Annotated in this window: 24 protein-coding genes and 1 pseudogene; 13 read left to right on the forward strand and 12 right to left on the reverse strand. The window is 69.2% G+C overall.

Annotation, left to right across the window (positions count from 1 at the left end; translation table 11 throughout):
• Nucleotides 1–41 precede the first annotated feature (41 nt).
• The 4 genes from JNUCC0626_RS14285 to JNUCC0626_RS14300 form a co-directional block, all read right to left on the reverse strand.
• Nucleotides 42–3,806: a CHAT domain-containing protein gene (locus JNUCC0626_RS14285; protein ID WP_394620220.1), complete on the reverse strand. Its 3,765-nt coding sequence runs from the start codon at nt 3,804–3,806 to the stop codon at nt 42–44.
• A gap of 2 nt (nt 3,807–3,808) precedes the next feature.
• Nucleotides 3,809–4,303, reverse strand: coding sequence for a hypothetical protein (locus JNUCC0626_RS14290; protein ID WP_394620221.1), 495 nt, complete (start codon nt 4,301–4,303; stop codon nt 3,809–3,811).
• Nucleotides 4,300–4,437, reverse strand: a complete 138-nt coding sequence (locus JNUCC0626_RS14295) for a hypothetical protein (protein ID WP_394620222.1) — start codon at nt 4,435–4,437, stop codon at nt 4,300–4,302. Before JNUCC0626_RS14295 ends, JNUCC0626_RS14290 begins: the two co-directional genes overlap by 4 nt.
• Nucleotides 4,438–4,585: 148 nt before the next feature.
• Nucleotides 4,586–5,080 (reverse strand): MarR family winged helix-turn-helix transcriptional regulator, encoded by a 495-nt coding sequence (locus tag JNUCC0626_RS14300; RefSeq protein ID WP_394620223.1) that lies wholly within the window; start codon nt 5,078–5,080, stop codon nt 4,586–4,588.
• 57 nt (nt 5,081–5,137) lie between these two features.
• On the opposite strand from JNUCC0626_RS14300, the gene JNUCC0626_RS14305 reads away from it, so the two are divergent.
• The 4 genes from JNUCC0626_RS14305 to JNUCC0626_RS14320 all read left to right on the forward strand — a co-directional run bounded on the left by JNUCC0626_RS14305 (nt 5,138) and on the right by JNUCC0626_RS14320 (nt 8,177).
• Nucleotides 5,138–6,325, forward strand: coding sequence for an FAD-dependent monooxygenase (locus JNUCC0626_RS14305; protein ID WP_394620224.1), 1,188 nt, complete (start codon nt 5,138–5,140; stop codon nt 6,323–6,325).
• Nucleotides 6,326–6,358: 33 nt separating this feature from the next.
• The gene (locus JNUCC0626_RS14310; protein ID WP_394620225.1) at nt 6,359–6,946 is read left to right on the forward strand and encodes a TetR/AcrR family transcriptional regulator; all 588 of its coding nucleotides are present in this window, start codon (nt 6,359–6,361) and stop codon (nt 6,944–6,946) included.
• Nucleotides 6,947–7,017: 71 nt separating this feature from the next.
• The gene (locus JNUCC0626_RS14315) at nt 7,018–7,761 is read left to right on the forward strand and encodes an SDR family oxidoreductase (protein ID WP_394620226.1); all 744 of its coding nucleotides are present in this window, start codon (nt 7,018–7,020) and stop codon (nt 7,759–7,761) included.
• Nucleotides 7,762–7,814: 53 nt separating this feature from the next.
• Nucleotides 7,815–8,177 carry a nuclear transport factor 2 family protein gene (locus tag JNUCC0626_RS14320; RefSeq protein ID WP_394620227.1) on the forward strand — a complete coding sequence of 121 codons (363 nt, stop codon included), beginning with the start codon at nt 7,815–7,817 and terminating at the stop codon, nt 8,175–8,177.
• Between the two features lie 15 nt (nt 8,178–8,192).
• Here JNUCC0626_RS14320 and JNUCC0626_RS14325 read toward each other — a convergent pair whose 3' ends face one another.
• A complete protein-coding gene (locus JNUCC0626_RS14325; protein ID WP_394620228.1) occupies nt 8,193–9,020 on the reverse strand; it encodes an SDR family NAD(P)-dependent oxidoreductase in 828 nt (275 codons plus the stop codon).
• 57 nt (nt 9,021–9,077) lie between these two features.
• Between JNUCC0626_RS14325 and JNUCC0626_RS14330 the strand changes: the two genes are divergently transcribed.
• The 5 genes from JNUCC0626_RS14330 to JNUCC0626_RS14350 all read left to right on the forward strand — a co-directional run bounded on the left by JNUCC0626_RS14330 (nt 9,078) and on the right by JNUCC0626_RS14350 (nt 13,940).
• Nucleotides 9,078–9,500 carry a MarR family winged helix-turn-helix transcriptional regulator gene (locus JNUCC0626_RS14330; protein ID WP_394620229.1) on the forward strand — a complete coding sequence of 141 codons (423 nt, stop codon included), beginning with the start codon at nt 9,078–9,080 and terminating at the stop codon, nt 9,498–9,500.
• Between the two features lie 98 nt (nt 9,501–9,598).
• Complete coding sequence (locus tag JNUCC0626_RS14335; protein ID WP_394620230.1) at nt 9,599–9,943, forward strand: effector-associated constant component EACC1; 345 nt, start codon at nt 9,599–9,601, stop codon at nt 9,941–9,943.
• Entirely contained in the window at nt 9,933–11,666 is a 1,734-nt protein-coding gene (locus JNUCC0626_RS14340; protein WP_394622035.1) for a caspase, EACC1-associated type, read from the forward strand. The genes JNUCC0626_RS14335 and JNUCC0626_RS14340 overlap by 11 nt, the downstream gene beginning before the upstream one ends.
• Nucleotides 11,667–11,796: 130 nt before the next feature.
• The gene (locus tag JNUCC0626_RS14345) at nt 11,797–12,420 is read left to right on the forward strand and encodes a TetR/AcrR family transcriptional regulator (RefSeq protein ID WP_394620231.1); all 624 of its coding nucleotides are present in this window, start codon (nt 11,797–11,799) and stop codon (nt 12,418–12,420) included.
• A gap of 74 nt (nt 12,421–12,494) precedes the next feature.
• Nucleotides 12,495–13,940 carry an MDR family MFS transporter gene (locus tag JNUCC0626_RS14350; protein WP_394620232.1) on the forward strand — a complete coding sequence of 482 codons (1,446 nt, stop codon included), beginning with the start codon at nt 12,495–12,497 and terminating at the stop codon, nt 13,938–13,940.
• Here the strand turns inward: JNUCC0626_RS14350 and JNUCC0626_RS14355 are convergent.
• The 3 genes from JNUCC0626_RS14355 to JNUCC0626_RS14365 all read right to left on the reverse strand — a co-directional run bounded on the left by JNUCC0626_RS14355 (nt 13,937) and on the right by JNUCC0626_RS14365 (nt 18,197).
• Nucleotides 13,937–15,511 (reverse strand): hypothetical protein, encoded by a 1,575-nt coding sequence (locus JNUCC0626_RS14355; protein ID WP_394620233.1) that lies wholly within the window; start codon nt 15,509–15,511, stop codon nt 13,937–13,939. The genes JNUCC0626_RS14350 and JNUCC0626_RS14355 overlap by 4 nt on opposite strands.
• Entirely contained in the window at nt 15,501–17,312 is a 1,812-nt protein-coding gene (locus tag JNUCC0626_RS14360; RefSeq protein WP_394620234.1) for a flavin-containing monooxygenase, read from the reverse strand. Before JNUCC0626_RS14360 ends, JNUCC0626_RS14355 begins: the two co-directional genes overlap by 11 nt.
• Nucleotides 17,313–17,432: 120 nt before the next feature.
• On the reverse strand, nt 17,433–18,197 hold the full coding sequence (locus tag JNUCC0626_RS14365) for an SDR family NAD(P)-dependent oxidoreductase (RefSeq protein ID WP_394620235.1): 765 nt from the start codon (nt 18,195–18,197) through the stop codon (nt 17,433–17,435).
• A gap of 86 nt (nt 18,198–18,283) precedes the next feature.
• Between JNUCC0626_RS14365 and JNUCC0626_RS14370 the strand changes: the two genes are divergently transcribed.
• On the forward strand, nt 18,284–18,922 hold the full coding sequence (locus tag JNUCC0626_RS14370; RefSeq protein WP_394620236.1) for a TetR/AcrR family transcriptional regulator: 639 nt from the start codon (nt 18,284–18,286) through the stop codon (nt 18,920–18,922).
• Between the two features lie 42 nt (nt 18,923–18,964).
• On the opposite strand, the gene JNUCC0626_RS14375 is transcribed toward JNUCC0626_RS14370, so the two are convergent.
• Nucleotides 18,965–19,852 (reverse strand): hypothetical protein, encoded by an 888-nt coding sequence (locus tag JNUCC0626_RS14375; protein ID WP_394620237.1) that lies wholly within the window; start codon nt 19,850–19,852, stop codon nt 18,965–18,967.
• Between the two features lie 82 nt (nt 19,853–19,934).
• A complete protein-coding gene (locus tag JNUCC0626_RS14380; protein ID WP_394620238.1) occupies nt 19,935–20,888 on the reverse strand; it encodes a hypothetical protein in 954 nt (317 codons plus the stop codon).
• Nucleotides 20,889–21,015: 127 nt separating this feature from the next.
• On the opposite strand from JNUCC0626_RS14380, the gene JNUCC0626_RS14385 reads away from it, so the two are divergent.
• Entirely contained in the window at nt 21,016–21,144 is a 129-nt protein-coding gene (locus JNUCC0626_RS14385; protein ID WP_394620239.1) for a hypothetical protein, read from the forward strand.
• A gap of 51 nt (nt 21,145–21,195) precedes the next feature.
• Nucleotides 21,196–22,821, forward strand: a complete 1,626-nt coding sequence (locus tag JNUCC0626_RS14390; protein ID WP_394620240.1) for a PucR family transcriptional regulator — start codon at nt 21,196–21,198, stop codon at nt 22,819–22,821.
• Here the strand turns inward: JNUCC0626_RS14390 and JNUCC0626_RS14395 are convergent.
• Nucleotides 22,802–23,614 (reverse strand): annotated as a pseudogene (locus tag JNUCC0626_RS14395) (LysR family transcriptional regulator); the annotation flags it as partial. The gene JNUCC0626_RS14390 and the pseudogene JNUCC0626_RS14395 sit on opposite strands and share 20 nt — an antisense overlap.
• Before the next feature lie 36 nt (nt 23,615–23,650).
• Here JNUCC0626_RS14395 and JNUCC0626_RS14400 point away from each other — a divergent pair.
• Nucleotides 23,651–24,241 (forward strand): short chain dehydrogenase, encoded by a 591-nt coding sequence (locus JNUCC0626_RS14400; RefSeq protein ID WP_394620241.1) that lies wholly within the window; start codon nt 23,651–23,653, stop codon nt 24,239–24,241.
• Here the strand turns inward: JNUCC0626_RS14400 and JNUCC0626_RS14405 are convergent.
• Nucleotides 24,229–24,810 (reverse strand): TetR/AcrR family transcriptional regulator, encoded by a 582-nt coding sequence (locus JNUCC0626_RS14405; protein WP_394620242.1) that lies wholly within the window; start codon nt 24,808–24,810, stop codon nt 24,229–24,231. The genes JNUCC0626_RS14400 and JNUCC0626_RS14405 overlap by 13 nt on opposite strands.
• Nucleotides 24,811–24,816: the final 6 nt, after the last annotated feature.

Below are 24,816 nucleotides of genomic sequence, written 5' to 3' on the forward strand. Positions count from 1 at the left end.
CAGTCCCGAAGTCGTGTGTTCGTCGACACGGATCACCAGGCTCACCGTCCGATGTGGACGTACTGGGCCCAGACCGCGGGACCGCGCGGGTTGCCGGAGTTCAGGTCACGCTCTCGCAGTTCGAGCACCGCCGCGTGGAGGGCGCGGGCGGTCTTCGTGAGGTCCAGGTCGCCGGATTCCGTCATGATCTCGTAGACGGTGTCGGCGACGTCCGGCGCGACGACGTCGTAGATGAACCACAGCGTGCCGACAACGTGCTGGTACCCGCTCATCCGCAGCGCCGCCGCCAGGTGGATCGCCTCGTCGGGCAGACGGCCGGATCCTGCGGCCGTGTGGCAGGCCGAGAGAAAACCGAGTGCCGCTCCTCGAAGCCGCAACTCGGCGATGTCCGCGACGGTCAGCTTGCCGTCGTGCAGTTCGATGGACGCGTTCGACGGGTCTTCGAGGTTCTGCAGACCGTGGCAAGCGAAGTGCACGTAGGCGTGTTCCTGCAGATCCGCGAGAACGGCAGCGCGGTTCGCCTCGGTTCCGATGCGGGTCGTCGACCGGTGGGGAAACCGCGGCGCAACGCGGGCGGCCTCGTGCTCGACCCACTTCAGGTCCTTCATCCTGCGCCTGCCCGGCAACGCCGGGGTCTCCGGCAGGCCGACCACCAGCATCGTCCGCTCCGGGTGCGCACGGTCTTCGGCTCGACCGTGAGCGAGCAACCGCAACGTTGGTGTGTAAGAAGAAACGGTCCGATCCAGCACGGTGCTGCCGTCGTCTGCGGCATGGCGGCCTGCGGCGTGCAGAGGCAGCACCGTGAGCGGGCCGGTCGGACACCACCAGATCCGGTCGTGCGGTATGCGAAGGCTCTCCAGACGCGCCAGTACCGGCTCGGCAACGGCCTCCCAGAGCCACTCGAGCGTCTCGTGCACGAGCGGCGCCTTCTCCCTGCTCTTGAGCGCATCGGCGAACCGGTCGGCGTGGATGGACACATCGGCCCCGGACAGCCGGGGCAGTTCGACGAGCTCGCAGGCCGTGCGGGTCACGATGATCGCGTCGCACCGGAGGTCGTCGACGTTGACGATCACCACCGCACCGTCCGGCAGTCCGCTCTGGAGCGCCTCCAGCGGCGGGATTCGCAGGAGGTATTCCAGACCGGGCAACGTCCTGGCGGTCTCGGCCAGCCGGTGCCACTCCTCCGCGAGATAGGTGCGGTGTTCCAGTCCCCGCAACGAATCCGGCTCGATCAACCTGCCGGTGCCGGGGTCGAAGTAGCCGACGGCAGTGCGCGCGTCGGCGAGCTGCCTCGCCACCTCGGACAGTTGCTCGGCGAGGTGTGGGTCCTGTGCCCGCAGGTCCGCGAAGTCCGACCGGATCTGCAGCATCTGGGACCAGAGCACGGCGCGCCCGTGTTCGAGCAGTTCGACCGCACGCCGGACGTCACCGGAGGCCAACGCGAACGCCGCCGCCCGCGAGGCCATGCCCTGCCAGCGCGCGAGCCTGTTCTCCCGCTGCGCGCGGTCCATGCCCAGCCACACCGACTGGGGCAACAGATCCATCGCCGCCGCCAGCGCGTCGGCCGCTGTTCGCCAGTCCTGTGTCCGCGCGGCCCACTCCGCCAGCAGCCTGCCCGCGTAGATCCCGTACCCGCTGAAGTCCGTTTCCGACCGCACAGCCTCCGCGAGGACTGCCATCCCCTCGTCGTGGAACTCGCCCGTCCCGTCACCCGGCGCCGTGACCGCACGGAGCATGAGCGCAGTTCCCAGATGCGCCCGTCGGAGCACGTGATCGGCGTAGTGCTCCTCGCTGAGGCGAACGGACTCCCGCCCCAGCAGGATCGCTTCGTCGAGAGCCGCGACGTCCCCCGTCGTCGTGTACCGCAGGCGCAACGCGTATCCGAAGGCGCTCTGCACCCGCCCCAGCCCTTGCTCGTCTCCGGCGTTCGCGACCAGGGCGGCGCGGTACACCTCGATCGCGTGATCGAGGTGTACGAGTTCCCGAGTGTGCTCAAACGCCGTGACCGACGCGTCGCCGAGGCGCGAGACCAGGAGTCCGAGCAGCGGGTCTTCTGGCGAAACCCTTCCTGCCGCTTGCCCGAGCACGTTGACGGCCTCTGTCAGGTCCTCCCACGTCTTCCGCAGCTGGTAGCGGTCGAGCAGCGCGCTTCCGACCCCGAGCAGTTCCCAGGTTCGGTCGGAGCGGCCCGGAGGCAACGTTTCGAGCGCCTCGCGGTACGCCCCGATCGCCTCCGTCAGGTAGCGCTCGTCCTCCGTTCGAAGGTGCAGTACCTCGTACACCATGCCGAGATTGGTGAGCACCTTGCCGCGCACCGGGTTGTCCTCGCCAGCCAGGCTGAGCGCCTCACGGTGGAAGACCACCGCCTCCCGCAGCTTCGCCAGCTCACCGGTCTCCACGTAGGACCACCGCAACACCGCACCGATCTCGGTCAGCACCTCCGCCCGGGCCGGATGCCCTGCCGGAGTGTGCTGCGCCGCAGCGCGGTAGAGGTCCACCAGATCCGGGAGCGAAATGTCGATCTGACCGAGGGCGCGCCGTCGTCGCAGGACGTGGGCCACGTCGAGCCGGTACTCCCAGAGGCTCGGATCCCAAGGCTTCGACGACTCGACCGCACCCCGGAATACCTCGGTCGCTTCAGCCAGGTCAGCGGCGTCCTTCTGATGGCTGTACCGCATCTCCAGGCTGGTGCCGAGGCTGTGCAGCAGTTTGGCGCGTTTGCTCGAGCGGGGCGGGCAAACGTCCACCGCCCAGCGGAAGCGATCGATGGCCTCGTCGAGGTCCTCTCGATCGGCGTTGATCCTGAACCGGGCGAGCAGAGCGTCCGCCAGCACGCCTGCGGCTCGCGACAGCAGGAGACTCCACGGCGGGAGGGTCTCGATCGCCGCACGACTGAACAGGATCGCGGACTCGACGTCGTCGAATTCACCGGCCAGGTCGTACCTCTTCAGCACGGCCGCGCCGAAATCGAGCAGGTACTCGGCGCTCCGGCCACCCTGCACAGCGGCGTCAATCCTCTGGCAGCTCCGGATCGCGTCGTCCAGCGACGTGAGGTCCCAGGTCGCCGTAGCGCTGACCAGCAGCGCGCGACTGACGTCCCTCACCCGGCTCGGGTAGGCGGGGTCGCCGGACCGCGTCAGGTCCGCCACCGACTGGTACGCGTCGACGGCGAGTTCGGCATCCCCCGCCTGAGCACGCAAAGAGAAGAGTGCGAGGTGAAGACGTCCGCGCTGTGACTGCAGTGCCAGCGCCTGGGCCGAGCTGATCGCCGGCACGACCATGGCTCTGGTCAGGCAGGACAGCGCCGAGTCCACGTCCTCGGGGTCACCGTCGCGTTCGCCGCGCACGTGCAACGCGTCCGCCAGCTCGCCCAGGACCGTGGCGCGGTAGGGGTCGCCGCACCGTACGTGCTCGGCCGCTCGGCGCTGGAGTTCGATCGCCTGGTCCAGTTCGTCCGGCACGCCGAAGACCACGCTGCTCGCCGCGAGAGCCGCTCCGAGCGTGGAGAGGTGCACCGCGTACTCGGAGTGGTCCTCCGCGACCGAATCCAGCGAACGCCTCGCGACCTCGACGGCTTCCACCAGGAACTGCGGTTCGCGCAGGCGGGCGAACCTCACTTGCAGGACCGTGGCGAGGTTGCACAGCTCACGAGGAAGGTCGACGTGGTCCGGCGAGAGCTCGGCGACCGTCTTCCTGAGCAACTTGACCAGCCGGTCGAAACCCGCGTTGTCGCCGTGCAGCACCACCGAGGCGAGCAGGTGTTCCACCTCTGCGGCGTGCCGCAACCGGGCCCGTTCGCCGAACACCGTCACAGACCGCCGATGACGAGTGCCGTGGCAAGACCCAGCGCGGTCAGCGCGACCACCTGCGTGATCAGACCGGCGCTCACGCACCTGGCCTTGAACCTGTTGCCGCGGCGCAGGGTGTCGATGGTGAACGTCTGCACGGTGGCCACGTTGTTGCGCGCGTCCACCTCGTCGTCGGTCCAGTGCACCCCGACCATCTTGTCGAGAGTTCGGTGCGTCGCGACCGCGTAGTGCCGGTTCCAGCCGGCGGCGATCCCGCAGACCGCCGCACCCACGAACAGCACCAACGCCACGATCACGACGACCTGTGCCGCGACCGGCACCCGCGTGGTCGTGCCGGTGCGCACGATCGTGACCAGTCCGGTGAGAACGGTGACCAGCACGCCCGAGGTCGTGATCAGGGCCTGACCGCGGGCGTCGAAAGCCGTGCGCCTCTCGCGCTCGGCCTTGAGTTCCGTCTCGATGAACGTCTGGTAGGTCTTGCCCTGATCACTCACGCACGGCCACCGACGTGGTCATGATCGTCGAACGGGTCGTCGCCGCGAACGTCCTCCACCTCCAGCCACGCCTTGTCGACGGGTGGTGGCTTCAGCGGCCCGGACGGCGGCACCACGGGTTCGTCACCTGCCACGGGTTCGTCACCTGCCACGGGCTCATCAGGACTACCTGTCACGGATCCTCCACGCAATGTCACCACGAGTCTAGAGCCCGCCTCGGCGCCCACGTGGACGAACTCAGAAGATGATCAAACTTCTCGCCACCGCCCGGCGTGCGCAGGATCACGGGTGCGCGTCGAGGCGCCTGCCCGCTTCGTCAGCCGCTGCGGTGATCCTGTCCAGGAACCCGGCGACCACGCGGAGCTCGGCCGGTGACGTGGAGCGCAGCACGTCCGCGATCTCGGCGCCGGCGACGGCGAGGAAGCGGCGGGCGTGCTCGCGTGCGGCCGGGGCGGGTCTAAGGGTGACGCGGCGGCGGTCGGTGCTCTCGCGGCTGCGGACGAGGTGCCCGGCAGACTCGAGCCGGTTGAGCAGGATCGTGGTGGCTCCGGTCGTCATGCCGATCTGACGGGCCAACTGCACCGGCGAGAGAGGCTCGCCCGTCTCGGCCGCCCAGATGATCTGGCCCAGCGCGTTCGCGTCGGAGGCGGGCAGGCGCGTCCACGCGGCGAGGTGCTGGTTGAGCGCGGTGAACGCCAACGTCCAGTCGCGCAGACCGTGCATCACCTCGATCTGCGCCGGTGACCAGCTCTCCACCAGCGGGTCCGCGTCTGTCATGCATGCTCCTCCGGCGCGAAGTAGCTTTGCTGCAAAGCTATCAGCGGGGAGTGGCACATGACGACACGGCACGCGGTGATCTCCGGCGCGAGCATCGCCGGGCTCTCGGCCGCGTTCTGGCTGCGGCGCACCGGATGGGAGGTGACCGTGCTGGAACGCGCCGGAGCGTTCCGCGACGGCGGGCAGAACGTCGACGTCCGCGGCACCGCCCGCGACGTCCTCACCAGGATGGGACTCTTCGACGCGGTCAAGGCGCAGAACACCACCGAGACGGGCACGGTGTTCGTCGACTCGTCGGGCCGGGTGCTCGCGGAACTGCCCGACGCGGGCCCGGACGGAGCGACGGCCGAACTGGAGGTGCTGCGCGGCGACTTCGCTGCCACGATCCTGCGCGCCCTGCCGGACGGGGTCGAGATCGTCTACGGCGACACGGTGTCCGGCGTCGAGGACGGCTCCGAGCACATCACGGTGAGCACCGCCGCGGGCCGTCGTCTGCGCGCCGACCTCCTCGTGATCGCCGAGGGCGTCCGCTCCACCACCCGCGATCTGCTCTTCGCCGAGGTCGAGCGCCGCGACCTCGGTGTCGCCATGGTGTTCGGCACGATCCCCCGCACTGCCAACGACGACACCCGCTGGCGCTGGTACACGACGACCGGCGGACGGCAGGTCCACCTGCGCCCGGACAACCACGGCACAACGCGCGCGATGCTCGCCTGCACGGGAGACTTCGGCGGGTTTGACCGCGCCGACGCACTGAGCCGGTTCCGCGACCGCTACGCCGATGCCGGCTGGGAGAGCCGCCGCGTGCTCGACGGGTTCGACGTCTCCGAGGACGTGTACGTCGACCAGCTCACCCAGATCCGGATGCCCGCGTGGCACCGCGGCCGGGTGTGCCTCGCCGGTGACGCCGCGTGGTGCGTCACCCCGATGGGCGGAGGTGGCGCGTCGCTGGCCCTCATCAGCGGCTACGTCCTGGCCGCCGCGACGGCCGCGCCCGGGCGGATCGAGGACGGGCTCGCGGCGTACGAGGAGTGGATGCGGCCGCTGGTCGACGACGTGCAGAACTTCCCGGGGTGGCTCCTGCGGTTCGCCTACCCGCGCACGCGGTTCGGGCTGCGGCTGCGGCGGCTGGCCGATCGGGCGTTCACATCACGCTTGCTGGCACCGCTGACGGCGAAGATCACCCAGGTCGCCGCCAGCGACCGGGAACTGCCGCCGGCACCGGTGTCACCCCGGCGTTCTTGACAGATCGATCCATAACCTCCTAGAGTTCGGGACATGGCGCGACCGCGTGAGTTCGACCGGACAGAGGCACTGCAGAAGGCCACCAAGGTCTTCTGGGACAAGGGGTACGCGGCCACGTCCACCGACCACCTCCTCAAGGAGATGAACATCGGTCGGCAGAGCCTCTACAACGCCTTCGGGGACAAGCGAAAGCTCTACCTCGAGGCACTGGAGTCCTATCAGGACACCACGGTCGCCGGGCACGTGCGGCGCCTGACCGACGCCGAGTCCCCGCTGGAAGGCATCCGGCAACTCCTCGCCGGAATCGCCCCCGAAGACGACGAACTGCGGTCCCTGGGCTGCCTCGGAGTCGGGTCGGTCAGCGAGTTCGGTCCCGCAGACCCGGAACTCGCGCGCCTGCGGGACCGGACCAACCGGATCCTGGGCGAGGAGGTCTCGACCAGGATCCGGGCGGCTCAGGCCCTCGGTGAGATCGACGAGTCGGTCGACGTCGCCGACGCCACCGGGTTCGTGCTGCTCACGATGACCGGCCTGCAGGTGTCCGCCCGCGCCGGCGCCGACGTGGCGTCCATGCGCCGTCAGGCCGACTTCGCGGTCGACCGTCTCGCCGCCCGCTCCTGACACTTCCCGGGCACGGCAGCGCATTTGTCGTGCCCTAATTATTGACTGATCTGTCCAGAAAGGGATTTCCCATGAGCAGCAGCACTTCCCGGTCCCTCCGTCCGGCCGCCCTCGTCTTCGGCGGGTCCCGCGGGATCGGGGCGGCAGCGGTCGCCCGGCTGGCCGCCGAGGGCCACGCGGTGACGTTCACCTACAACACGAGCCCCGGCAAAGCGCAGGACCTGGTCGAAGCGGTCGAACGCGACGGCGGCCGCGCGTTCGCCGTGCAGGCCGACAGCGCCGATCCCACGGCCCTGCGCGCGGCGGTCGACCAGGCCGTCGAGCACTTCGGCGAGCTGGGCGTCGTCGTGGTCAACGCCGGCGTCCTGCGCACCGGGACCATCGACACCGTCAGCCTGGAAGACCTCGACCTCATGCTGGCCGTGAACGTCCGCGGCGTGTTCCTCGCGATCCAGGCCACCGTGCCGCATCTGGTGGACGGCGCCCGCGTCATCACGATCGGCAGCAACGTCGCGATCCGCACCGGCACCCCCGGCGCCAGCGTCTACCAGCTCACCAAGACCGCGGTGGCGGGCATGGTCAAGGGCGTGGCACTGGACCTCGCGTCCCGCGGGATCACGGTGAACAACGTCCAGCCCGGCCCGATCGACACCGACCTCAACGCCGGGGCGCTCGACCAGCTCGCGGCCGGCAGCCCGCTGCGCCGCGTCGGCGACGCGGCCGAGATCGCGGGCCTCATCGCGTTCCTCGCCGGCGACGACTCCCGGTACATCACCGGCGCGAGCCTGACCGCCGACGGCGGCTACACGCTCTGACCCCTGCCCGACCGTCGTCGCCAACACCGAGCAGCACCACGAGGAGTACGGCCATGTCGAACAAGGAAGTCCTCCGCACCGCGATGCGCGAGCTCTTCGAGGAGAAGGACGTCACCGCGCTCGACCGGTACTGGGCGGAGCCCTACGTCCAGCACAGCCCGAATCTGCCCAACGGGCTCGACGGGCTGCGCGCCGCGGTGCCGTCGCTCGTCGGATTCCGCTGGCAGCCCGAACGGATCTTCGAGGACGGCGACTTCGTGATCGCGCACAGCCGGGTCAGCGGCTGGCTGCCCGAGGGCGATGCGGCGATCGTCGACATCTTCCGCTTCGAGAACGGCCGCATCGTCGAGCACTGGGACGTGGTCCAGCCCTACGTGCCGGCCGAGCAGACCGCGAGCGGGAACGCCATGGTCTGAGCCGGCGGTCGCACCTCACCCGGCGACGTCCAGTCCTGCCAGGAGTTCCTCGGTGGCCTCCCACAGCGCGCGTTGCACTGCCTCGTCACGACCAGCTTCCGGGCACCGCAACGACTTGGCTTCCCTGACCGAGAAGTAGCCGCCGGTGACGCCGTCGAACGCGGGGTCGGTCGCGAGGCGGGCGATGATCGAGGCGCCCCTGGCCGGGTCGCCGACCCGCACCGCGTGCAGCACCTTCTCCAGCACGCCCGCGAACGGCAGCTCCCTGCCCAGACCGGTGGTGTTGAAGCCGGGGTCGCAGCAGTTCGACGTGACCACGGTGCCGGCCAGCCGGCGCGCGAGCTCCTGGCTGAACATGATGTCCATCAACTTGGTGCGGCCGTAGTGGGAGGCCGACGTCAGCGCGGTCGCCGGGTCGATGCCGCGGGCCTGCCTCGACGCCTCGGACGCGACGGTGACGACGCGGGCGGACGACGCGATCAGCTTGGCGCGCAACGCGTTCGTCAGCACCCAGGGCGCCAGGTAGTTCACCGCGGTCATCTCGGGCAGGCCGTCCGCGGTGAGGCGCGGGCTGAACGCGTGGATCCCCGCGTTGTTGACAAGCACGTCGATGCGGTCGTAGTGCGCGTCCACGGCCTCGGCGGCGCGGCGGACCTCCCGCAGCGAGGACAGGTCGGCGACGAACGCGGTGACGGTGACGCCCGGACCGATCGCGGCGCGCAGCTCGTCCACCTTGGCGGCACTGCGGGCGACCACGCCCAGGTCGATGCCCCGGCGGGCCAGGTCGAGCGCGACGAGCCTGCCCAGACCGCGCGTCGCACCGGTGATGACAGCGGTGGTCATGACTCTCCTATATCGTGAGGTACCTCAATACTGCCACAACGCTGAGGTACCTCACGAATGACGCCCCGCACGAACGCGGCCGACACGGGCCTGCACTACCTCACGACGTCCGCGAAGATCCGCAGGGCGGTGGACGAGCACATGGCCGGCGGCGGCGTTTCCCTTGCCAGGACGAAGGTCCTGCAGGTGCTCGCCGAACTGGGCCCGGTCAAGCAGACGCGACTGGCCGCCGAGCTGGGCATGGCCGCGCGGTCGATCACCCAGGCCGTCGAGACGATGGAACGCGACGGCCTGGTCGAACGCTCCCCGGACCCCGCCGACAAACGAGCGAAGGTGGTCGCCGCGACCGAACGAGGCGTGCTCGCCCTCGCCACCGGCGAACAGGCGGGCCGCGAGGTGCTGCGGTCGATCTTCGAGCGGCTGAGCCCGGACCAGCTCAGGGCACTGGACGAGATGCTCGACGTGCTGAACCGCGCCTGACCCGGCGACGTCACCCGTGGCCGTCCCGGGCGCCCGTTCGGCCGCATTTGGTGCCGTTGAAGCACGTTAGCGGCGATCTCTCGGCCATCATGGCTCGCATGACGCCTTCGGTCCGGATTGCCGTGGACGGCGACGAGCTGCCGTTGTTGCGCGAGTGGCTCAACGCGGAACCTGAGCTTCGCGGCCGCGTCACGGCGGTTGGTGGCGAGGTGGCGCCGGATGAGATGGGTGTGGCGACAGAGCTGGTCGTGGCCGCCGGCGCGGCAGTGCCACTGGCGTCGGTGTTGGCGCGCGCCGTGACCACGTGGCTGGTGCAACGGCGGTCCGACGTGACGCTGACGATCACGGGGCCGGACGGGAAGAAGGTCACGCTGAACGCCAAGCGGGTCAAGGACGCCGAGGCGTTGATCCGAGAGGTGATGGAACCCGGTGATGCTTCCTGACCACAGCCGCTCGTGCGCGGTCCTGATCGGCACGTCGCACTACCGGTCGCCGGAGCTTCCCCCTCTGCCCGCGGTCAGGCAGAACCTCGACGATCTGCAGGCGGTGCTGACCGACCCCGCGCTGGGCTGGCTCGATCCCGCGCACTGCGTGGTCGCGGCGAACACCAGGGACGTGCGGACGGTCTTTCGTTCCTTGCGCGACAGTGCGATGGCCGCCGAGGACACGTTGTTCGTGTACTTCGCCGGCCACGGACGGGTGGGGCCTCGCAACGAGTTGTTCCTCGGACTGACCGACACCGATCCGGACGAGCTGCAGGTCAGTGCCCTGGCCTACGACCTGGTGCGGGACACGCTGAACCACAGCCCGGCCGCGAACAGGGTGGTGATCCTGGACTGCTGCTTCAGCGGGCGGGTCGTCGACGACATGGCGGGCGACGTGATCGGGCAGCTCGAGGTCGAGGGCACCTACGTGCTGGCCGCAACACCACCGAACGCGGTGGCGCTGGCACCGGCGGGGGCCAGGCACACCGCGTTCACCGGGATGCTGCTGGAGTTGCTCGGCAACGGGTTGCCGGACGCCCCGCCGTTGCTGACGCTGGGACGGATTCACCAGGAGTTGGTGCGCACCGCGGTGAAGCGGGGCCTGCCGCAGCCGAGACAGCGGGGAACGGGCACCAGCCAGAACCTGGCTCTCGCGCGCAACGCCGTGAAGGTGGACCGATCGGCACCGGTCGTCGCGAAGGTTCCAACGCCGACGCCGCCCAGGCGACGCGGAACTCAGGTTCCTTGGGGCTTGGCCCTTTTCACCGTGCTGGTCGCAGCCGCGATGATCGGGCTGTTCACGTTGTTCAACGGGCCCCTTCTTCGATGGAACCCGAACTACGGGGGCAGTCTTGTGGTCTACAGCCCCAGTGGCAGGTACGTCATCGGCGTCACTTCCGGTCCTGTGCCGGTGCTGGACCACGCAGGCCACACCATCGCGAAACTCGGCAACAGCCCGTCCGCGTCGAGGGTGGCGATCAGCGATGACGGAAAGTTGGCTGCCGTGGCGATGCAGGACGAGGTGAAGGTCTACGACGTCGATCGCGAGGCCGAGGTGGCCACGGTGCCGGACGGCCGAAGGGTCCGCGACAACGCGCTGCTGACCAGAGGCCTGTCCTTCAACAAGGACGCCACACTTCTGGTGGCGGACAACATGGTGTGGGACTTGCGCGCCAACAGGCCGATCGGTGATCTGCCAGTGCCTGACGAAGCGGACGTGTGGGACCCCGACGGCCCCAACAGAGTCCTGAGCGCCAGGTTCCACCCGATCGACCCCGACGTGCTGGCGCTGGAGACGTACGCGTCCACACGCCTGTGGAACGCACGAACGCTGACGCCGGTCAGCGAGCCGCTCCGCCACGGCAATTCGCTCACCGGAGGCCACGTCGAGTTCAGCGCCGACGGCACACTCCTGTCCGCGAACGGTGCGCTGTGGTCACTGGAGCGCCGGGAAAAGCTGTGCCATGACACGGACGAATGGGACAGGGTGATAGCACTGTCGCCGGACGGTCAGCTCATCGTCGTGGTCAAATCCAGGCGCGAGAAGGCTTATCTGGCGCGGCCCAACTGCCTCCGGTTGTCCCGCGAGATATCTGATTTCAACGATATCGCGTTCAGCCACGACAGCAAATGGTTGCAGGTCGTCAGATCGGACGAAACAGAAACGATTGAGGTTCCCTGACCCCTGAACCGGCGACCTCCCAGGCGCGACTCAGCTCGGACACCGGAGCAGGTAACCGCACAATGCCGACTATCCTGCCGGTCAGCAGTCCGGCACGGCGCCGGGCACGGCCGGCCGGAAAGCTCCAGGGATGACGCGCAGCAAGACGCCAGAAGACACGAGGGCACGCATCCTCGAGACCGCCGAGCGCATGTTCGCCGAGCACGGTGTCTTCTCGGTCTCCAACCGGCAGATCAGCGACGAGGCGGGCCTGGGCAACAACACGGCGGTCAGCTACCACTTCGGCAGCAAGGCCGAGCTCGTCCGGGCGATCTACCTGCGGCACAGCGAGCCGGTGGAGCGGATGCGCGAGAAGGCCGTGGCGGAGCACGCCGGCAGTACCGAACTGCGCGACTGGCTCGCCTGCGTCGTCCTCCCGTACACCCACCACCTCGCTTCGCTGGGGTCGAACAGCTGGTATGCCCGCTTCGTCGTCCAGCTCATGACGGAACCGAAGCTGCGCGAACTCGATCTCGTCGACATGGGACAGACGCCGTTGCAGCACACGATCACCGACGAGCTGCACCGCTGCCTCCCCGGCCTGACACCCGAGGTGCTCGCCGAGCGGGACGAGATGGCAAGGGCCCTGATCGTGCACATGTGCGCCCGGCGGGAACAGAACCTGCCGGAGAACAGCACGGACATCTGGGACGTCGTGGCGACCGGCCTGATCGACGCACTCGCAGGCCTGTACCTGGCGCCAGCAAGCCGATAGATCCACTACAGCTTCCCGGGCGGGCCAGCACACCCAACCTCAATTAAGTCAATCAATTGATTTAACATGAGCAGATGAGCACGATCACCGCCCCCTCCCGGCGGACAGTCCTGAAGTCCCTCACCGGCCTGCTGCTCGCCCTGTTCGTCTCCACCCTGAGCAGCACGGTCGTGGCCACCGCGCTTCCCCGGATGATGGGCGATCTGCACGGCTCCCCCACCCAGTACACGTGGGTCGTCACCGCCACCCTGCTCACCACGACCGTCACGACGCCGATCTGGGGCAAACTCGCCGACCTCTTCGACAAGAAGTCCCTGGTCCAGGCCGCCACGGTGATCTTCCTCGTCGGCTCGGTCGCGGCCGGTCTGGCCCAGGACGGCAGCCAGCTCATCGCCGCGCGCGCCCTGCAGGGCGTCGGCGTCGGAGGCGTGCAGGCGTTGGTCCAGATCGCCATCGGCGCGATGATCCCGCCCCGCGAACGCGGGAGGTACGCGGGCTACCTGAGCAGCGTCACCGCGCTGTCCACGATCGGCGGGCCGCTGCTCGGCGGTGTCCTCGTCGACACGTCGTGGCTGGGCTGGCGCTGGTGCTTCTTCGTCGGGGTGCCGTTCGCGTTGGCGGCACTGGTCATGCTCCAGCTCACGCTGCGGCTTCCCCTGTCGCGCAAGGAGAACGTCCGCATCGACTACTGGGGAGCGTCCCTGCTGACCGCCGGCGTGAGCGTCCTGCTGATCTGGATCTCGTTCGTCGGCGACGCGTTCGCCTGGATCTCCTGGCAGACGGCAGCCATGGTCGGCGGCAGCGTGCTGCTGCTCGGCCTCGCGGCGTGGGTGGAGACGAGAGTGGCAGAACCGCTCGTGCCGCCTCGGATCATCACGCGACGGACCACCGCGCTCGCCGTCCTGGGCAGTCTCTCCGCGGGCACCGCGATGTTCGGCGCCGCGGTGTTCCTGAGCCAGTACTTCCAGGTCAGCCGTGGCCACACGCCGACAGAAGCAGGCCTGCTGACCATTCCCATGATGGCCGGCATCCTGGTCTCCTCCGTCGTGGCCGGGCGGTTGCTCAGCAGGACAGGTCGGATCAAGCCCTACCTCGTGGCCGGGGCCGTGAGTCTCGCGGCCGGGTTCGCCTGCCTGGCGTTCCTGGACGAGCGCACACCGCTCGTCCTCGTCGCGTTCCCGATGGTGCTCATCGGCACGGGCGTCGGCATGACCCTGCAGAACTTCGTGCTCGTCGTGCAGAACGCCGTCCCGCTCGCGGACATCGGTGCCGCCAGCGCGACGGTGTCGTTCTTCCGCTCGCTCGGCGGCACCATCGGCGTCACCGTGCTGGGCGCGGTGCTCGCGCGTCAGGTGGCCGGCCACACCGCGGCGGGCCTGGCGGTGCCGGCCGCCTACGGTGAGGCGACCGGCACCGTCTTCGCCATCTCGGCGGGCGTCGCGGTGCTCGGCGTCGTCGCCGCCGTCCTGCTCGAACCGGTGACGTTGCGCACGAGCCTCGACGTGTCCAAAGAGGACTAACGTCGCAGGCGCAGCACACTGCCCTCGCCGTTCGCCGAGACGTAGAGCGAGCCGTCCGGCCCCACCGCGACTCCGGCGAACGGCGAGGGCACCGCGGCGCCGTGCCCTGACGACTCCGGCTGGACTCGCGTCACACCCGGCGGCAGGCCGACCGCCAAGTCCTCGGCCTCGACACGGCGTTCCCCGGTGACCAGATCGATCGACACCAGCCGCCGATTCCCCGCCTCCACCACGAAGAGCTCGTCGCCGCTCACCGCGATGCCCTGCGGTCGCTCGAACCCCACCGCCACCGGCACCACACCGCCATCCTCGACGCGGAGAACCACACCGCGCCCCTCATCACTTACGTAGCAACGGTCATCCGCGTCGAACGCGACGTCGACCGGGGTGTGCATCCCGTCGGCGAGCACGGTGAGACCGTCCTCCTCGTCGATACCGACCACACGGCCCGCGCCGGTCTCCGCCACCACGAGCACCCCGTCGGAGCGCACCGCGGCACCACCCGGCCGGGCGAGGTCCGCCCGGTTCCGGAACACGCGCTGCTCCGGGTCGTACGTGCGCACGGCACCTGACTGGGAGGTGACGTGCACCTGCCCAGCGCCATCTGCAGCGACGCCATGACTCGACGCGAGCAGTTCCTGGGTGCGTGCCTCGCCGTCCGCGACGGTGGCGAGCCGGAAGTTGTCCGCCGCGTACACCGTGCCGGCCTGGTCGACCGCCACACCGTAGGGACCGACGAGGCCCTTCGGCACGATCACCCTCGCACGCCCGTCCGGCGCCAGCTCCGCGATGCCGCCCGCCGCGAAGCTGGAGACGAACATCCTGTTCTCCGCGTCGAACGCGGCGTTGTCCATTCCGGACAGTTCGCCGGGTACGACCGCGCGTTCGCCGGAGCCGAGGTCGATCCGCGTGACGATGCCCTCGGCACCGCGCGACACGACGGTGAGCACCCCGGCCAGGTCGAAGCGGACCGCGACCGGCTGGTGGACGTCCCGCGCCACCAGTTCCGGCGGCCCGCCGTCCGGGGACACGCGGTGCACCTCGTTGGTGATCATGTGCGGGTAGTAGAGGTAGCCGTCCGGTCCGAGCTGCATGGCGTTGCCGAACGCCAGGCCTTCCGCGAGGACCACGGGTTCTCCGCCGCCGGGGAAGAGTTCCAGCACGCGGCCACCCACGCGCATCTCGTTGACGAACAGCCTGTCGCCGGCGCACGCGATCCCGTTGGGCTGCACGACGTCGTCGGCGACGAGCGTGAACTCGCCGTCCGGGCTGCGTCGCCACACCCGTCCGGGCACGAGGTCCGTGATGTACATCGAGCCGTCGGCACCGAAAGCGAGGTCGTCCGGCGACTGCACCGGGCCGTCCATCTCCACAACGGTCTCCACCTCACCGGAGGCGAGGTCCACCGCGCTGATCCGGCCGGCCACGAACTGCGCGACGTGCAGCCGCCCGTCGGGTCCGAACGCGACACCGTTCGAGCCCCACAACGGGCTGGGCGGGGTGAGCCGCTCGACGGACCTGGTGCCAGAGCGCGGAGTTCTGGTGTCCCCGTACCGGCCCTCAGCCCGCATCGCCGAGCACCTCGTCGATGCCGTCGCCGGTGCGCCAGTCGCGCAGCAACTGGTGGAAGGCCGCGGGACCGGGCCCGTACGTCTGCCGTGGCCCCCGTGCCCTGCCCTCACCGTTGTAGTAGCCGGGAGTGCACTCGGCGTCGTACCGCCCACGGTCCGGGGAGCTCGCGCGCACCGTTTCCACCCACGCCCGCTCGGCGTCCGCGGTCGGTTCCACGCACTTCACCCCGCGCCGGCGGGCCTCCGCCACCACCTCGCCGATGTGCACGGCCTGTTCGTCCAGCACGTGCGTGAAGTTCACCGACGGAGCGTTCTGCAACGACCCGAGGTGGAAGAGGTTCGGGAAACCGTTGCTGCTGAAGCCGTGCAGCGTGCGGATCCCGCCGGTGGCCCACGAGTGCAACAGGTTCACGCCATCCCTACCGAAGACAGGCAGGCGTCCGGTCATCACGTCCGACATGCCGACCGCGAAGCCGGTGGCGAAGATGACGCAGTCCACCTCGTACTCGACGCCACCGACGACGATCGCGTTCTCGGTCATCCGCTCGACGCCGCCGTGGTCGGCCGTGTCGACGACGGTCACGTTGGGGCGGTTGAACGTCGGCAGGTACTCGTCGCTGAACGTCGGCCGCTTGCAGCCGTAGCGGTACCAAGGCTTCAGCAACTCGGCGGTCGCCGGGTCCTCGACGACCTCGCCCACCCTGATGCGCAACTCGTTCATCTTGCGGAAGTCGAGGTGCTCCTCGATCCGTTCCCACTCCGCCGGTTCCAGATGCGCGTTCGCGTCCGTCGGGACGATCTTGCCCAGCAGCCGGCCACTCGCCGTCCACGCGTCGTCGACCAGATCGATGTCGACGTCGTGTCCCGTCACGACAGCCTGGAAGTTCTCCCGGCGCCGGGTCTGCCAGCCCGGCTCGAGCGACGCCGCCCACTCCGGGTCGGTGGGCCGGTTGCCGCGCACGTCGACCGAGGAGGGCGTGCGCTGGAAGAGGTACAGGCGCCCGGCGTCACGTCCGACGTGCGGTACGACCTGGATGGCGGTGGCGCCCGTGCCGATCACCGCGACGCGCTTGTCCGCGAGGCCGGTGAGGCCACCGTTCGCGTCACCTCCGGTGTAGCCGTAGTCCCAGCGGCTGGTGTGGAACGTGTGCCCGATGAAGTCCTCGATGCCGGGGATGCGCGGCAGCTTCGGGTGGTCGAGAGTTCCGTTGGACACCACCACGTACGTCGCGCGGACCTCGTCGTCGCGGTCGGTGCGCACGACCCACTCGCCGTCGTCCCAGCGCAGGTCCCGCACGCCGGTCTGGAAGAAGGCGTCCGCGTACAGGTCGAACTTCCTGCCGATCGCCATCGCGTGCTGCCGGATCTCCTCGCCCGGCGCGTACTTCGACCGCGGGAGGTACCCGACCTCCTCCAGCAGCGGCAGGTAGACGTAGGACTCGATGTCGCAGTGGATGCCCGGATACCGGTTCCAGTACCACGTGCCGCCGAAGTCACCACCCTTCTCGATGATCCGGATGCGCTCCAGGCCTGCCTGTCGCAGCCGTGCCCCCGCCAGCAGGCCGCCGAATCCGCCTCCGATGACGACCGCGTCCACCCGGTCGCGCACGGACTCCCTGGTGAAACCTGGTTCTGCATAAGGGTCTTCGGCGTAGTAGCCGAACTCCGCCTCCGCTCGCGCGTACTGCTCTCCGGCGTCCGGCCGGATCCGCCGGTCCCGCTCCACCTGGTAGCGCTCACGCAGGGCCTCGGGGTCGAATCCCCACTCGTCAGGGGTCCCCAAGGGTTCGAGTGCCGCCATTCCCGCCCTCTCTTCACGGCGCCGCGCCTCTCCGGCACGACGCCCGTTTAAATCAATTGACTGACTTAAACCTACACGGAGTGATCGCCCGCGTGCCCTGTGCACCCAGCCCTTGCGGCGTCAGACAGCCGCCCAGCCGTTGTCCACGGGCAGGACGGCGCCGTTGATGTTGCTCGCGGCGTCGGAGGCGAGGAACACGATGACCGCCGCCTGTTCGTCAGCCTCGGCGACGCGGCCGAAGTTGTGGGCGTACCGGCCGACGATCTGCGGCCCGTGCGCGGCCGGGTCGACGTTGAGGCCCGCGCCGATGCCGGTCAGCGTGCCACCGGGGGCGATGGCGTTGGTGCGGATGCCCTTCTCGCGGTACATGACGGCAAGGGACTTGGTGAGCCCGGCGATGCCGTGCTTGGACACCGTGTACGCCGTCCCCGCGGCACTACCGCGCAACGCGGCCTCCGACGCCGTGTTCACGATCGCACCCTTGCCCTTCGCGAGCATGAGAGGCAGCACGGCCCGAGTCAGCAGGAAGGGCGCCGTGAGGTTCACCCGCAGGACCCGCTCCCACTCCTCGTCGGACACGTCCGCGGGCGCCGACATCCCGTCCATCACCGCGGCGTTGTTGACCAGCACGTCCACCCCGCCGAACGTCTCGACCGCGACGGACACGACCCGGTCGATCACCGCGCTCTCGCTGAGGTCACCCACGACGGCGACCGCTTTCCCTTGCGCCGCCTCGATTTCAGCGACCACGGCCCGTGCCGAGTCCTCATTCAGATCGGCGACCACGACGTTCGCGCCTTCCCGCGCGAAACGCAGCGCCGCCGCCTTGCCGATACCCGACCCGGCTCCGGTCACCACCACGCTGCTGCCCTCGAACTCGCCCATTGCTGTCTTCCTCCACCGATCGCCGAGAACTTAATGGCACGGTACGCCATAAAGGCACAGCGTGCCGTAAATGGTAGGGTGCAGAGGTGGACAAGCCGAGCTCCGTGCGGTCGGGAAGGCCGCCGCTGACCGAGCGCCGCAAGGCGGAGACCAGGCTGGAGATAGCCCGGGAGGCGGTGCGCCTGTTCGCGGAGAAGGGAGTCTCCGCGACGACGGCCGAGGAGATCGCGGCTGCGGCGGGCATCTCCCTGCGCACGCTCTGGCGCTACACCGCCTCGAAGGAGAACTGCGTCCTCCCCCTGCTCACCACAGGAATCGACGCCATGGCGCACAGCCTGCGGACCTGGCGAACCGAACAGGGCGTCGACGGACTCCTCGACGACATGCAGCGCGACAGCGGCCGGCTGATCAGCCACCTGTCCGCCCAACTCGACCTGGTGCGCCTCACCAGGACAGAGCCCTCCCTGCGCACCGTGTGGACGCAGGCCCACGCCGACGCGGAACCGGTCTTCGCCGAGGTGCTAGCGGACCGCCTGGGCACGTCCGCCGACGACCTGTCGACCCGCCTGCACGCCGCCATGATCAACGTGGCCCTGCGCGTGGCCGTGGAGCACCACGCCTTCCACGAGACACCGACGACCGCCGAGGCCGTGTTCGCCACAGTCCGCGAAGCCTTGACGCCTGCGGTGCGCTGCCTCGAAGAAGCACTGCCGCGCTCGACGTGAGGCCTTTTCTCACACGATCGTCGGCTCAACGCTGATCATGCCTCAGCGGCGCCACCGAAGCCGGCTCAACTGATCTTTGGCGCGGGACAGATTGGCCAGGGTGTGACGGTCGCCCGATGCGCCCCACCGGAACTCGGCGATCGCGGCTTTGGTGACCTGTTTGGCCTCTTTTCGGCGCCCGGTCACCTCGTACAACCTGCCGAGGTTCAACAGCGCGACACCTATGGAGCGCCCGTAGAACTCGTTCTGCGGCGCAAGCGATCGATACTCGGTCAGCACCCGCTCCAGTTCGACGACAGCGGCATGCGGACTGCCGGACTTTTCGAGCGCGTCGGCGAGCGCCGCGCGGGTCTCCGCCACCGCAGCGAGGTCGCCGTGTGCCTGGAACAGGGACATCGCCTCGCGCAACAGGCTGACTTGGTCGTTCGGGGACACACGTCGGGCGCGTTTGAACAGCGCAGTGCCCAGCAGGCTGTCGATCTCCGAAATTCCTGCCAGCGCGCGGAGGGCCTCGATGGCCTTGCCCGTGCCGTAAGCGCATTCATCAGGCACGCTACGCCGAAGAAACTCGGCCACGCCGCGATCCGGCGACGGCTTCTTCAGCAGTGCCACCAGTTCCAGCGCGATGGCATCCGCACGCTCGGCTGACGACGTCTCCGCGTCCAACTCGGCGAGCGAGGCCAAGGTGTCGCCCACGGTCGTAGGTCCGATGCGCGCCGGCCGGTCGTACCGGGCGCCGTCGGCTGTCTCGTAGGACTGCACCACCTCCGGGTGCGCGCGGGCGAATTCTTTCGCATCGGCGGCGCTGATCCGCGGCCCTCCAGCGGACCACCCGTTGGCGATCGCCACCCAGATCTCCAACGGCAACCCACCGAAACCGGCCCTGCCCAGCGCCCGTGCCAGCGGGGTCCGGGCGGCAGAGGAACTCATGCAGGGCACCGTAGGCCTGCCGCCCCGGGACCCCTCCCTGTACGAGTCCGGACGCCGCCGGGCGGCACGCACGACCGGGTCATCACTTCCTGAGCCGTTCGATCCAGGCGCGGAACCGCGACGGCTTCGGGCGCTCCCCTCCGGACGGGACTCGCACGGCCATGAGTTCGTCGACGACGGCGGCGACCTCTCGGCCGTCTCCCGGATCGATGGCACCGGCGATGAGGATCTGGGTGGCCTTGCCGAGCACGGAGCAGCGGCCGTGGTGGTCGATCACCTTGCCGCCGGTGGCGCCGATGTGACGCAGGCTCAGGCCCTGGGCCATGCCGGTCAGCATCATCGTGAGCTCGTCGAGGGTGATGCCTGGGCGCAGTGAGACGCCGCGGGCTTCGAGGATCTCGGCGTACACGTCCCGCCAGTAGTGGAAGGAGTGTTCGTAGACGCCGGCGAGCGCCTCTCTGATCTGTTCGTGGAAGTCGGCCAGGCCGGTGGCGAGGTATTGGAAGCGTGCTGAGGTCTCGTCGGCGTAGACGATCTTCATGTCCTCGTAGGCGACCTTGTCCACCATGGCGCTGAAGGACGGCGCCTCGCGCAGTTGGGTGCGGGTGGCGTTGTCCAGCATGCCTTCGGTGAGCGAGTAGCGGTCCAGCAGTGCGTACCTGACCAGGTCGCCCATGTAGAGGGCGAGGGTGGGCCACGGGTCCTTCGTGGTGCCTACCGAGGGCCTGGTTTTGGCCTTCTTCCAGTCTGGTGGTGAGCCGAAGAGTGCGCGGGCGGTGTGGCCGTCGCGTCTTGCCTCTGCCTCGGTGAAGATCAGTTCTGCTTCGGCGGCGATGTTTTCCCGGGTCAGGGTTCGCAGTGGGCGGTGCAGGTGCTCGTCGCCGACCTGGCCCAGGAGTTCTCGTTCGGCCAGGCGTCTGCCGCCTTCCAGGCATGCTCGGACTACCGGGCTGTTGGCCAGTTTGCGACCTGTCAGCAGCCTGCCGCTCTTCGTTCTCGCGTTGATCGCCACGTCGTCGAGGGGACCGTCGTACATGGCGGTCGAGTATTCCTGGCTTTGGCTCTAAACGGTTCCTCCGGACGGGAGGAACCGTGCGGAGTACCTGGTCAGGGCGGGTGCGCGGTTATCTGTGGGCACCTAATGCCGCAGAGAGGTGATCACGGTGACCAAGCGATCGCGCCAGCCCCGTCGACCGTCGCGGGTCGTTCTCGTCTGTTTTGTCGCGCTGCAGTTCTGCGTCCTGTTGATCGAGGTCGTGGAGGGGATCACCGGGTTGGTGAGCGGGCTGTGAATGCCTTGGTGTCGATTGGATTCCTCAGTGGGCGGTGGGCAGAGTGGTGGGATGACAGGACTGACCCGCGTGCTGGACGACCTCGGCACCACGGTGATCGACCTCGTGCGCGGCGATCCCGGGCGGGTCGTCGGCGGCGTCGTCATCCACGACCCCGATGACGACCCGGTGCCACCGGACGTCCTGGTGCTGGGTGTCGGTGTGCGGGATCCGGCGGAGTTGCTCGGCAGGCTGGCCGGGGCGGCGGCGCTTGTCGTGCGTGGGCCGGTGGTGGTCACGGACGAGCTTGCGGAGGCCGTTGATCGGTCCGGTGTTGTGTTGCTCGGTCTTGCGCCTGGGGCTTCGTGGACGCAGTTGGCCGCGTTGTTGCGGTCGTTGTTGGAGCCTGATCCGTCGGAGACGCTGGGTGGGGTGCCGTCCGGGGATCTGTTCGCGCTGGCCAACGCGGTGGCGTCGTTGATCGATGCGCCGGTGACGATCGAGGATCGCAGTTCGCGGGTGCTCGCGTTTTCTGGGCGGCAGGACGAGGCGGATCCGTCTCGGGTGCAGACGATTCTGGGGCGGCAGGTGCCTGAGAGGTACTCGCGGTTGCTTGCCGAGCGCGGGGTGTTTCAGCACCTGCATCGGAGTGATCAGCCTGTGCACGTCGAGGGGTTGCCTGAGGAGGACGGCACGTTCTGCCTGCCTCGGGTTGCGGTGGCTTGCCGGGCCGGGGACGAGTTGCTCGGGTCGATTTGGGCGGCGGTGCGGGAGCCGTTGTCGGTGGAGGGTTCTGCGGCGTTTCGGGATGCGGCCAAGCTGGTGGCGTTGCATCTCATGCGGCAGCGGGCTGGGGCCGATGTCGAACGGCGGTTGCGTGCGGATCTGGTGTCCACGGCTGTCGAAGGGGGTGCCGGGGCGGCGGAGGCGGTGCGGCGGTTGGGGTTGTCGGATCAGGCTTGCGTTGTGGTGGCGTTGGTGCTGGCTCACTCGCACGGCGATGATCCGGCCGCGCACGCTCGGTTGTTGGGCGAACGTCGTCAGGTGGCTGATGCGTTGGCCATGCATTTGACGGCGGTGCATCCGCGTGCGGCGGCGGCTTTGGTGGGCGACGTCGCCTACGCGATCTTGCCTGTGTCGGAGGATCGGGCGTTGGGCATCGCCTCCGATTTCCAGGCTCGCGTTGGGCATCAGGTGCTCATCGGCGTTGGTCAGGTGGCGGACGGGCTCTCGTTGGCCCGGTCGCGGGCTGGTGCGGATCTGGTGTTGCGCGTGTTGCGGGCCGGGCGGGCGGCGTTGCCGGTGGCGCGAGTGTCCGATGTGCACGGTGAGGGGTTGTTGCTGGAGTTGGCTGATCTCATCGCCGAGCGCGGGGACGTGTTGACCGGGCCCGTTGCGCGGCTGGTGGCTTACGACCGCAAGAACGGAACCAGCCTGGTCGAGACGCTGGCCGCATGGCTTGACGCGTTCGGGGACGTCACGGCCGCGTCGGCCGCGGTGTTCGTGCACCCCAACACCTTTCGGTATCGGTTGCGGCGGCTCGGTGAGGTCGGGGAGATCGATCTCAGTTCGGCTGACGCGCGGTTCGCGGCGATGCTCCAGTTGCGGTTGTGGCGGCCAGATGGCGCCGTGCCAGGTCCAGGAACGCCTCCGTCGCCGGGTGAGCCGCCGGTTTCGGCCACGCCAGGTGCACGGTGATCATGCCCGCGTCGGTCAGCGGCAGGTAGGTCACGCCGGGGTGCGGGTAGTCGTGGCTCGACCCGGCCGTGGTGACGCCTACCGTGGTGCCGGCCGCGATCGCCGTGATCCACTCGACTGCGCCTGGCACGTCGAGCGTGCGCGGGCGGTCGCCTTCCGGCCAGAGTTCGGCCGAGCTGGTTGCTGACATCTCGCACACCGCGACGTTCTCGTGGACGAGATCCTTGAGCGCCAACGATTCTCGTGTCGCAAGTGGATGGTCGGTCGCCAGCGCCACTACGCGGGGTTCCTCGGCTATCGCGACGTGGTCGACGCCGGGCTGGTCGGGCAGCGTGCGCAGGATGGCCACGTCCGCGTCGCCCTTGCGCAGCGCTGCCACCGGGTCTTCGGACTGGTGGATGCGAACGTCGGTCTCGGGGTGTTCCGCTCGCCACTCGCGCAGGAACGGCGTGGTGTAGCTGCCCAGCGCGGCCCAGGCGAAGGTGAGCCGGAGTGGTTGCGGGGCAGCGGTTTCGGCCAGTGCGGAGTCCAGCGAGGCGAGGATGCGGTGGCTGTGCTCCCACAGGCGGCGGCCGGGTTCGGTCAGCGCGACGTGGCGGGTGGTGCGGTCGACGAGCTTGACGCCGACGCGGCGTTCGAGTTGTTCGAGCGTGCGGGACAGCGCAGGCTGGGTGACGTGCAGCGCCCCGGCCGCCGCGGTGATCGACAGGTGGTCGCCGATCGCGGCGAGCGCCCGCAGGTGACGCAGCTCGACATTCATAACCGCCGAGTATAAGTGCTGCAAGAACGGCATTTCTCAAGCTCCGGAAACGCACCTAGCGTCGGGGTCATGAGGATTTTGCTCGTTGGAGCTTCCGGCACGTTGGGCACCGCACTGCACTCGGAGCTCGTGGAACGCAAGCACGACGTCGTCACCGTCTCCCGCACGTCGGGCGACTTGCGGTACGACGTGTCCGACCCGGCCCAGGTGGCCGAGATGTACCGGACGGCGGGGCCGTTCGACGCCGTCGCCTCGGCCGCGGGGCACATCCCGTTCGGGCCGGTGAGCGACCTGACCGTCGAGGACTACGGCGCCGCGATGACCGGCAAGGTGCTCCCCCAGATCCTGCTGGTGCGCGAAGGGCTCGCGCACGTCACCGACTCGTTCACGCTGATCACCGGCATGCTCGCGCGGGAGGCCGTGCCCGGCGGTGCCGCGGCCGCGCTGGCCAACGGTGCGCTGGAGGGGTGGGTGCGCACGGCGGCCGTCGAGATCGCGCCGAAGCGGGTGAACGCCATCAGCCCCACGGTCTTCACCGAGTCGCTCGACGCGTACGGCGACTTCTTCCCCGGCCTGAAGCCGGTGCCGCTGGCCGAGGTCACGCGGGCGTACGTGCGGTCGATCGAGGGACGGCAGACCGGTCAGGTCTACGTGCCCTGAACCACGACGCGCCCGAGCAGGCGGTCGACGAGGCCGGGCAACTGCTGCTTGCCCCCGCCTTCGAGCCACAGGGCGATGCCGGTGCGGATCGTGGCGAGGAAGGTCGCGGCCATCAGGCGGGCGACCTCCTCGTCGGGTTCACGGAGCACGAGGACGGCGGTCAGGTCGCGTTCGAGCGCGACCTGGTCCCCTGCTTGTCGTGCGAGCAGCGACGGGTGCCGGCGCAGCAGCCGGAGCTGGGCCATCCACTCTACGTCCGGGAGCGGCCGGTCGCGGTAGAGGTCGGCGGTCGACGCGCGGAGGGCCTGCCAGGCGCATTCGTGCTCCGGCCGGGCCTGCACGAGCGTGACGAGGGCCCGCATGCGCTGGCGGTCGGCGTCGAGGACCGCGTCCTCCTTGCTGGTGAAGTAGTTGGAGAACGTCCGGCGCGAGACGCCCGCCTCGTCCGCGATGTCCTCGACCGTCACGCCGTCCAGGCCGTGCTCCATTGCGAGCCGCAACGCCGCTCCGGCCAGCGCCTGCCTGGTCACCGCCTTCTTGTGCTCGCGGCGAGTGGTGAGGGTCTCCATGCCGTC

It is taken from the genome of Lentzea sp. JNUCC 0626 (assembly GCF_043632865.1).
Taxonomy (GTDB): domain Bacteria; phylum Actinomycetota; class Actinomycetes; order Mycobacteriales; family Pseudonocardiaceae; genus Lentzea.

Excerpts from the sequence above, each read along its gene's own strand:
- JNUCC0626_RS14365 (WP_394620235.1), bottom strand. The coding sequence starts at position 18,197 with ATGGGCGAGTTCGAGGGCAGCAGCGTGGTGGTGACCGGAGCCGGGTCG.
- JNUCC0626_RS14310 (WP_394620225.1), top strand. The coding sequence starts at position 6,359 with ATGGCGCGACCGCGTGAGTTCGACCGGACAGAGGCACTGCAGAAGGCC.
- JNUCC0626_RS14405 (WP_394620242.1), bottom strand. The coding sequence starts at position 24,810 with ATGGAGACCCTCACCACTCGCCGCGAGCACAAGAAGGCGGTGACCAGG.
- JNUCC0626_RS14320 (WP_394620227.1), top strand. The coding sequence starts at position 7,815 with ATGTCGAACAAGGAAGTCCTCCGCACCGCGATGCGCGAGCTCTTCGAG.
- JNUCC0626_RS14375 (WP_394620237.1), bottom strand. The coding sequence starts at position 19,852 with ATGAGTTCCTCTGCCGCCCGGACCCCGCTGGCACGGGCGCTGGGCAGG.
- JNUCC0626_RS14325 (WP_394620228.1), bottom strand. The coding sequence starts at position 9,020 with ATGACCACCGCTGTCATCACCGGTGCGACGCGCGGTCTGGGCAGGCTC.
- JNUCC0626_RS14335 (WP_394620230.1), top strand. The coding sequence starts at position 9,599 with ATGACGCCTTCGGTCCGGATTGCCGTGGACGGCGACGAGCTGCCGTTG.
- JNUCC0626_RS14400 (WP_394620241.1), top strand. The coding sequence starts at position 23,651 with ATGAGGATTTTGCTCGTTGGAGCTTCCGGCACGTTGGGCACCGCACTG.
- JNUCC0626_RS14390 (WP_394620240.1), top strand. The coding sequence starts at position 21,196 with ATGACAGGACTGACCCGCGTGCTGGACGACCTCGGCACCACGGTGATC.
- JNUCC0626_RS14330 (WP_394620229.1), top strand. The coding sequence starts at position 9,078 with ATGACGCCCCGCACGAACGCGGCCGACACGGGCCTGCACTACCTCACG.
- JNUCC0626_RS14350 (WP_394620232.1), top strand. The coding sequence starts at position 12,495 with ATGAGCACGATCACCGCCCCCTCCCGGCGGACAGTCCTGAAGTCCCTC.
- JNUCC0626_RS14355 (WP_394620233.1), bottom strand. The coding sequence starts at position 15,511 with ATGCGGGCTGAGGGCCGGTACGGGGACACCAGAACTCCGCGCTCTGGC.
- JNUCC0626_RS14305 (WP_394620224.1), top strand. The coding sequence starts at position 5,138 with ATGACGACACGGCACGCGGTGATCTCCGGCGCGAGCATCGCCGGGCTC.
- JNUCC0626_RS14380 (WP_394620238.1), bottom strand. The coding sequence starts at position 20,888 with ATGTACGACGGTCCCCTCGACGACGTGGCGATCAACGCGAGAACGAAG.
- JNUCC0626_RS14300 (WP_394620223.1), bottom strand. The coding sequence starts at position 5,080 with ATGACAGACGCGGACCCGCTGGTGGAGAGCTGGTCACCGGCGCAGATC.
- JNUCC0626_RS14340 (WP_394622035.1), top strand. The coding sequence starts at position 9,933 with ATGCTTCCTGACCACAGCCGCTCGTGCGCGGTCCTGATCGGCACGTCG.
- JNUCC0626_RS14360 (WP_394620234.1), bottom strand. The coding sequence starts at position 17,312 with ATGGCGGCACTCGAACCCTTGGGGACCCCTGACGAGTGGGGATTCGAC.
- JNUCC0626_RS14315 (WP_394620226.1), top strand. The coding sequence starts at position 7,018 with ATGAGCAGCAGCACTTCCCGGTCCCTCCGTCCGGCCGCCCTCGTCTTC.
- JNUCC0626_RS14345 (WP_394620231.1), top strand. The coding sequence starts at position 11,797 with ATGACGCGCAGCAAGACGCCAGAAGACACGAGGGCACGCATCCTCGAG.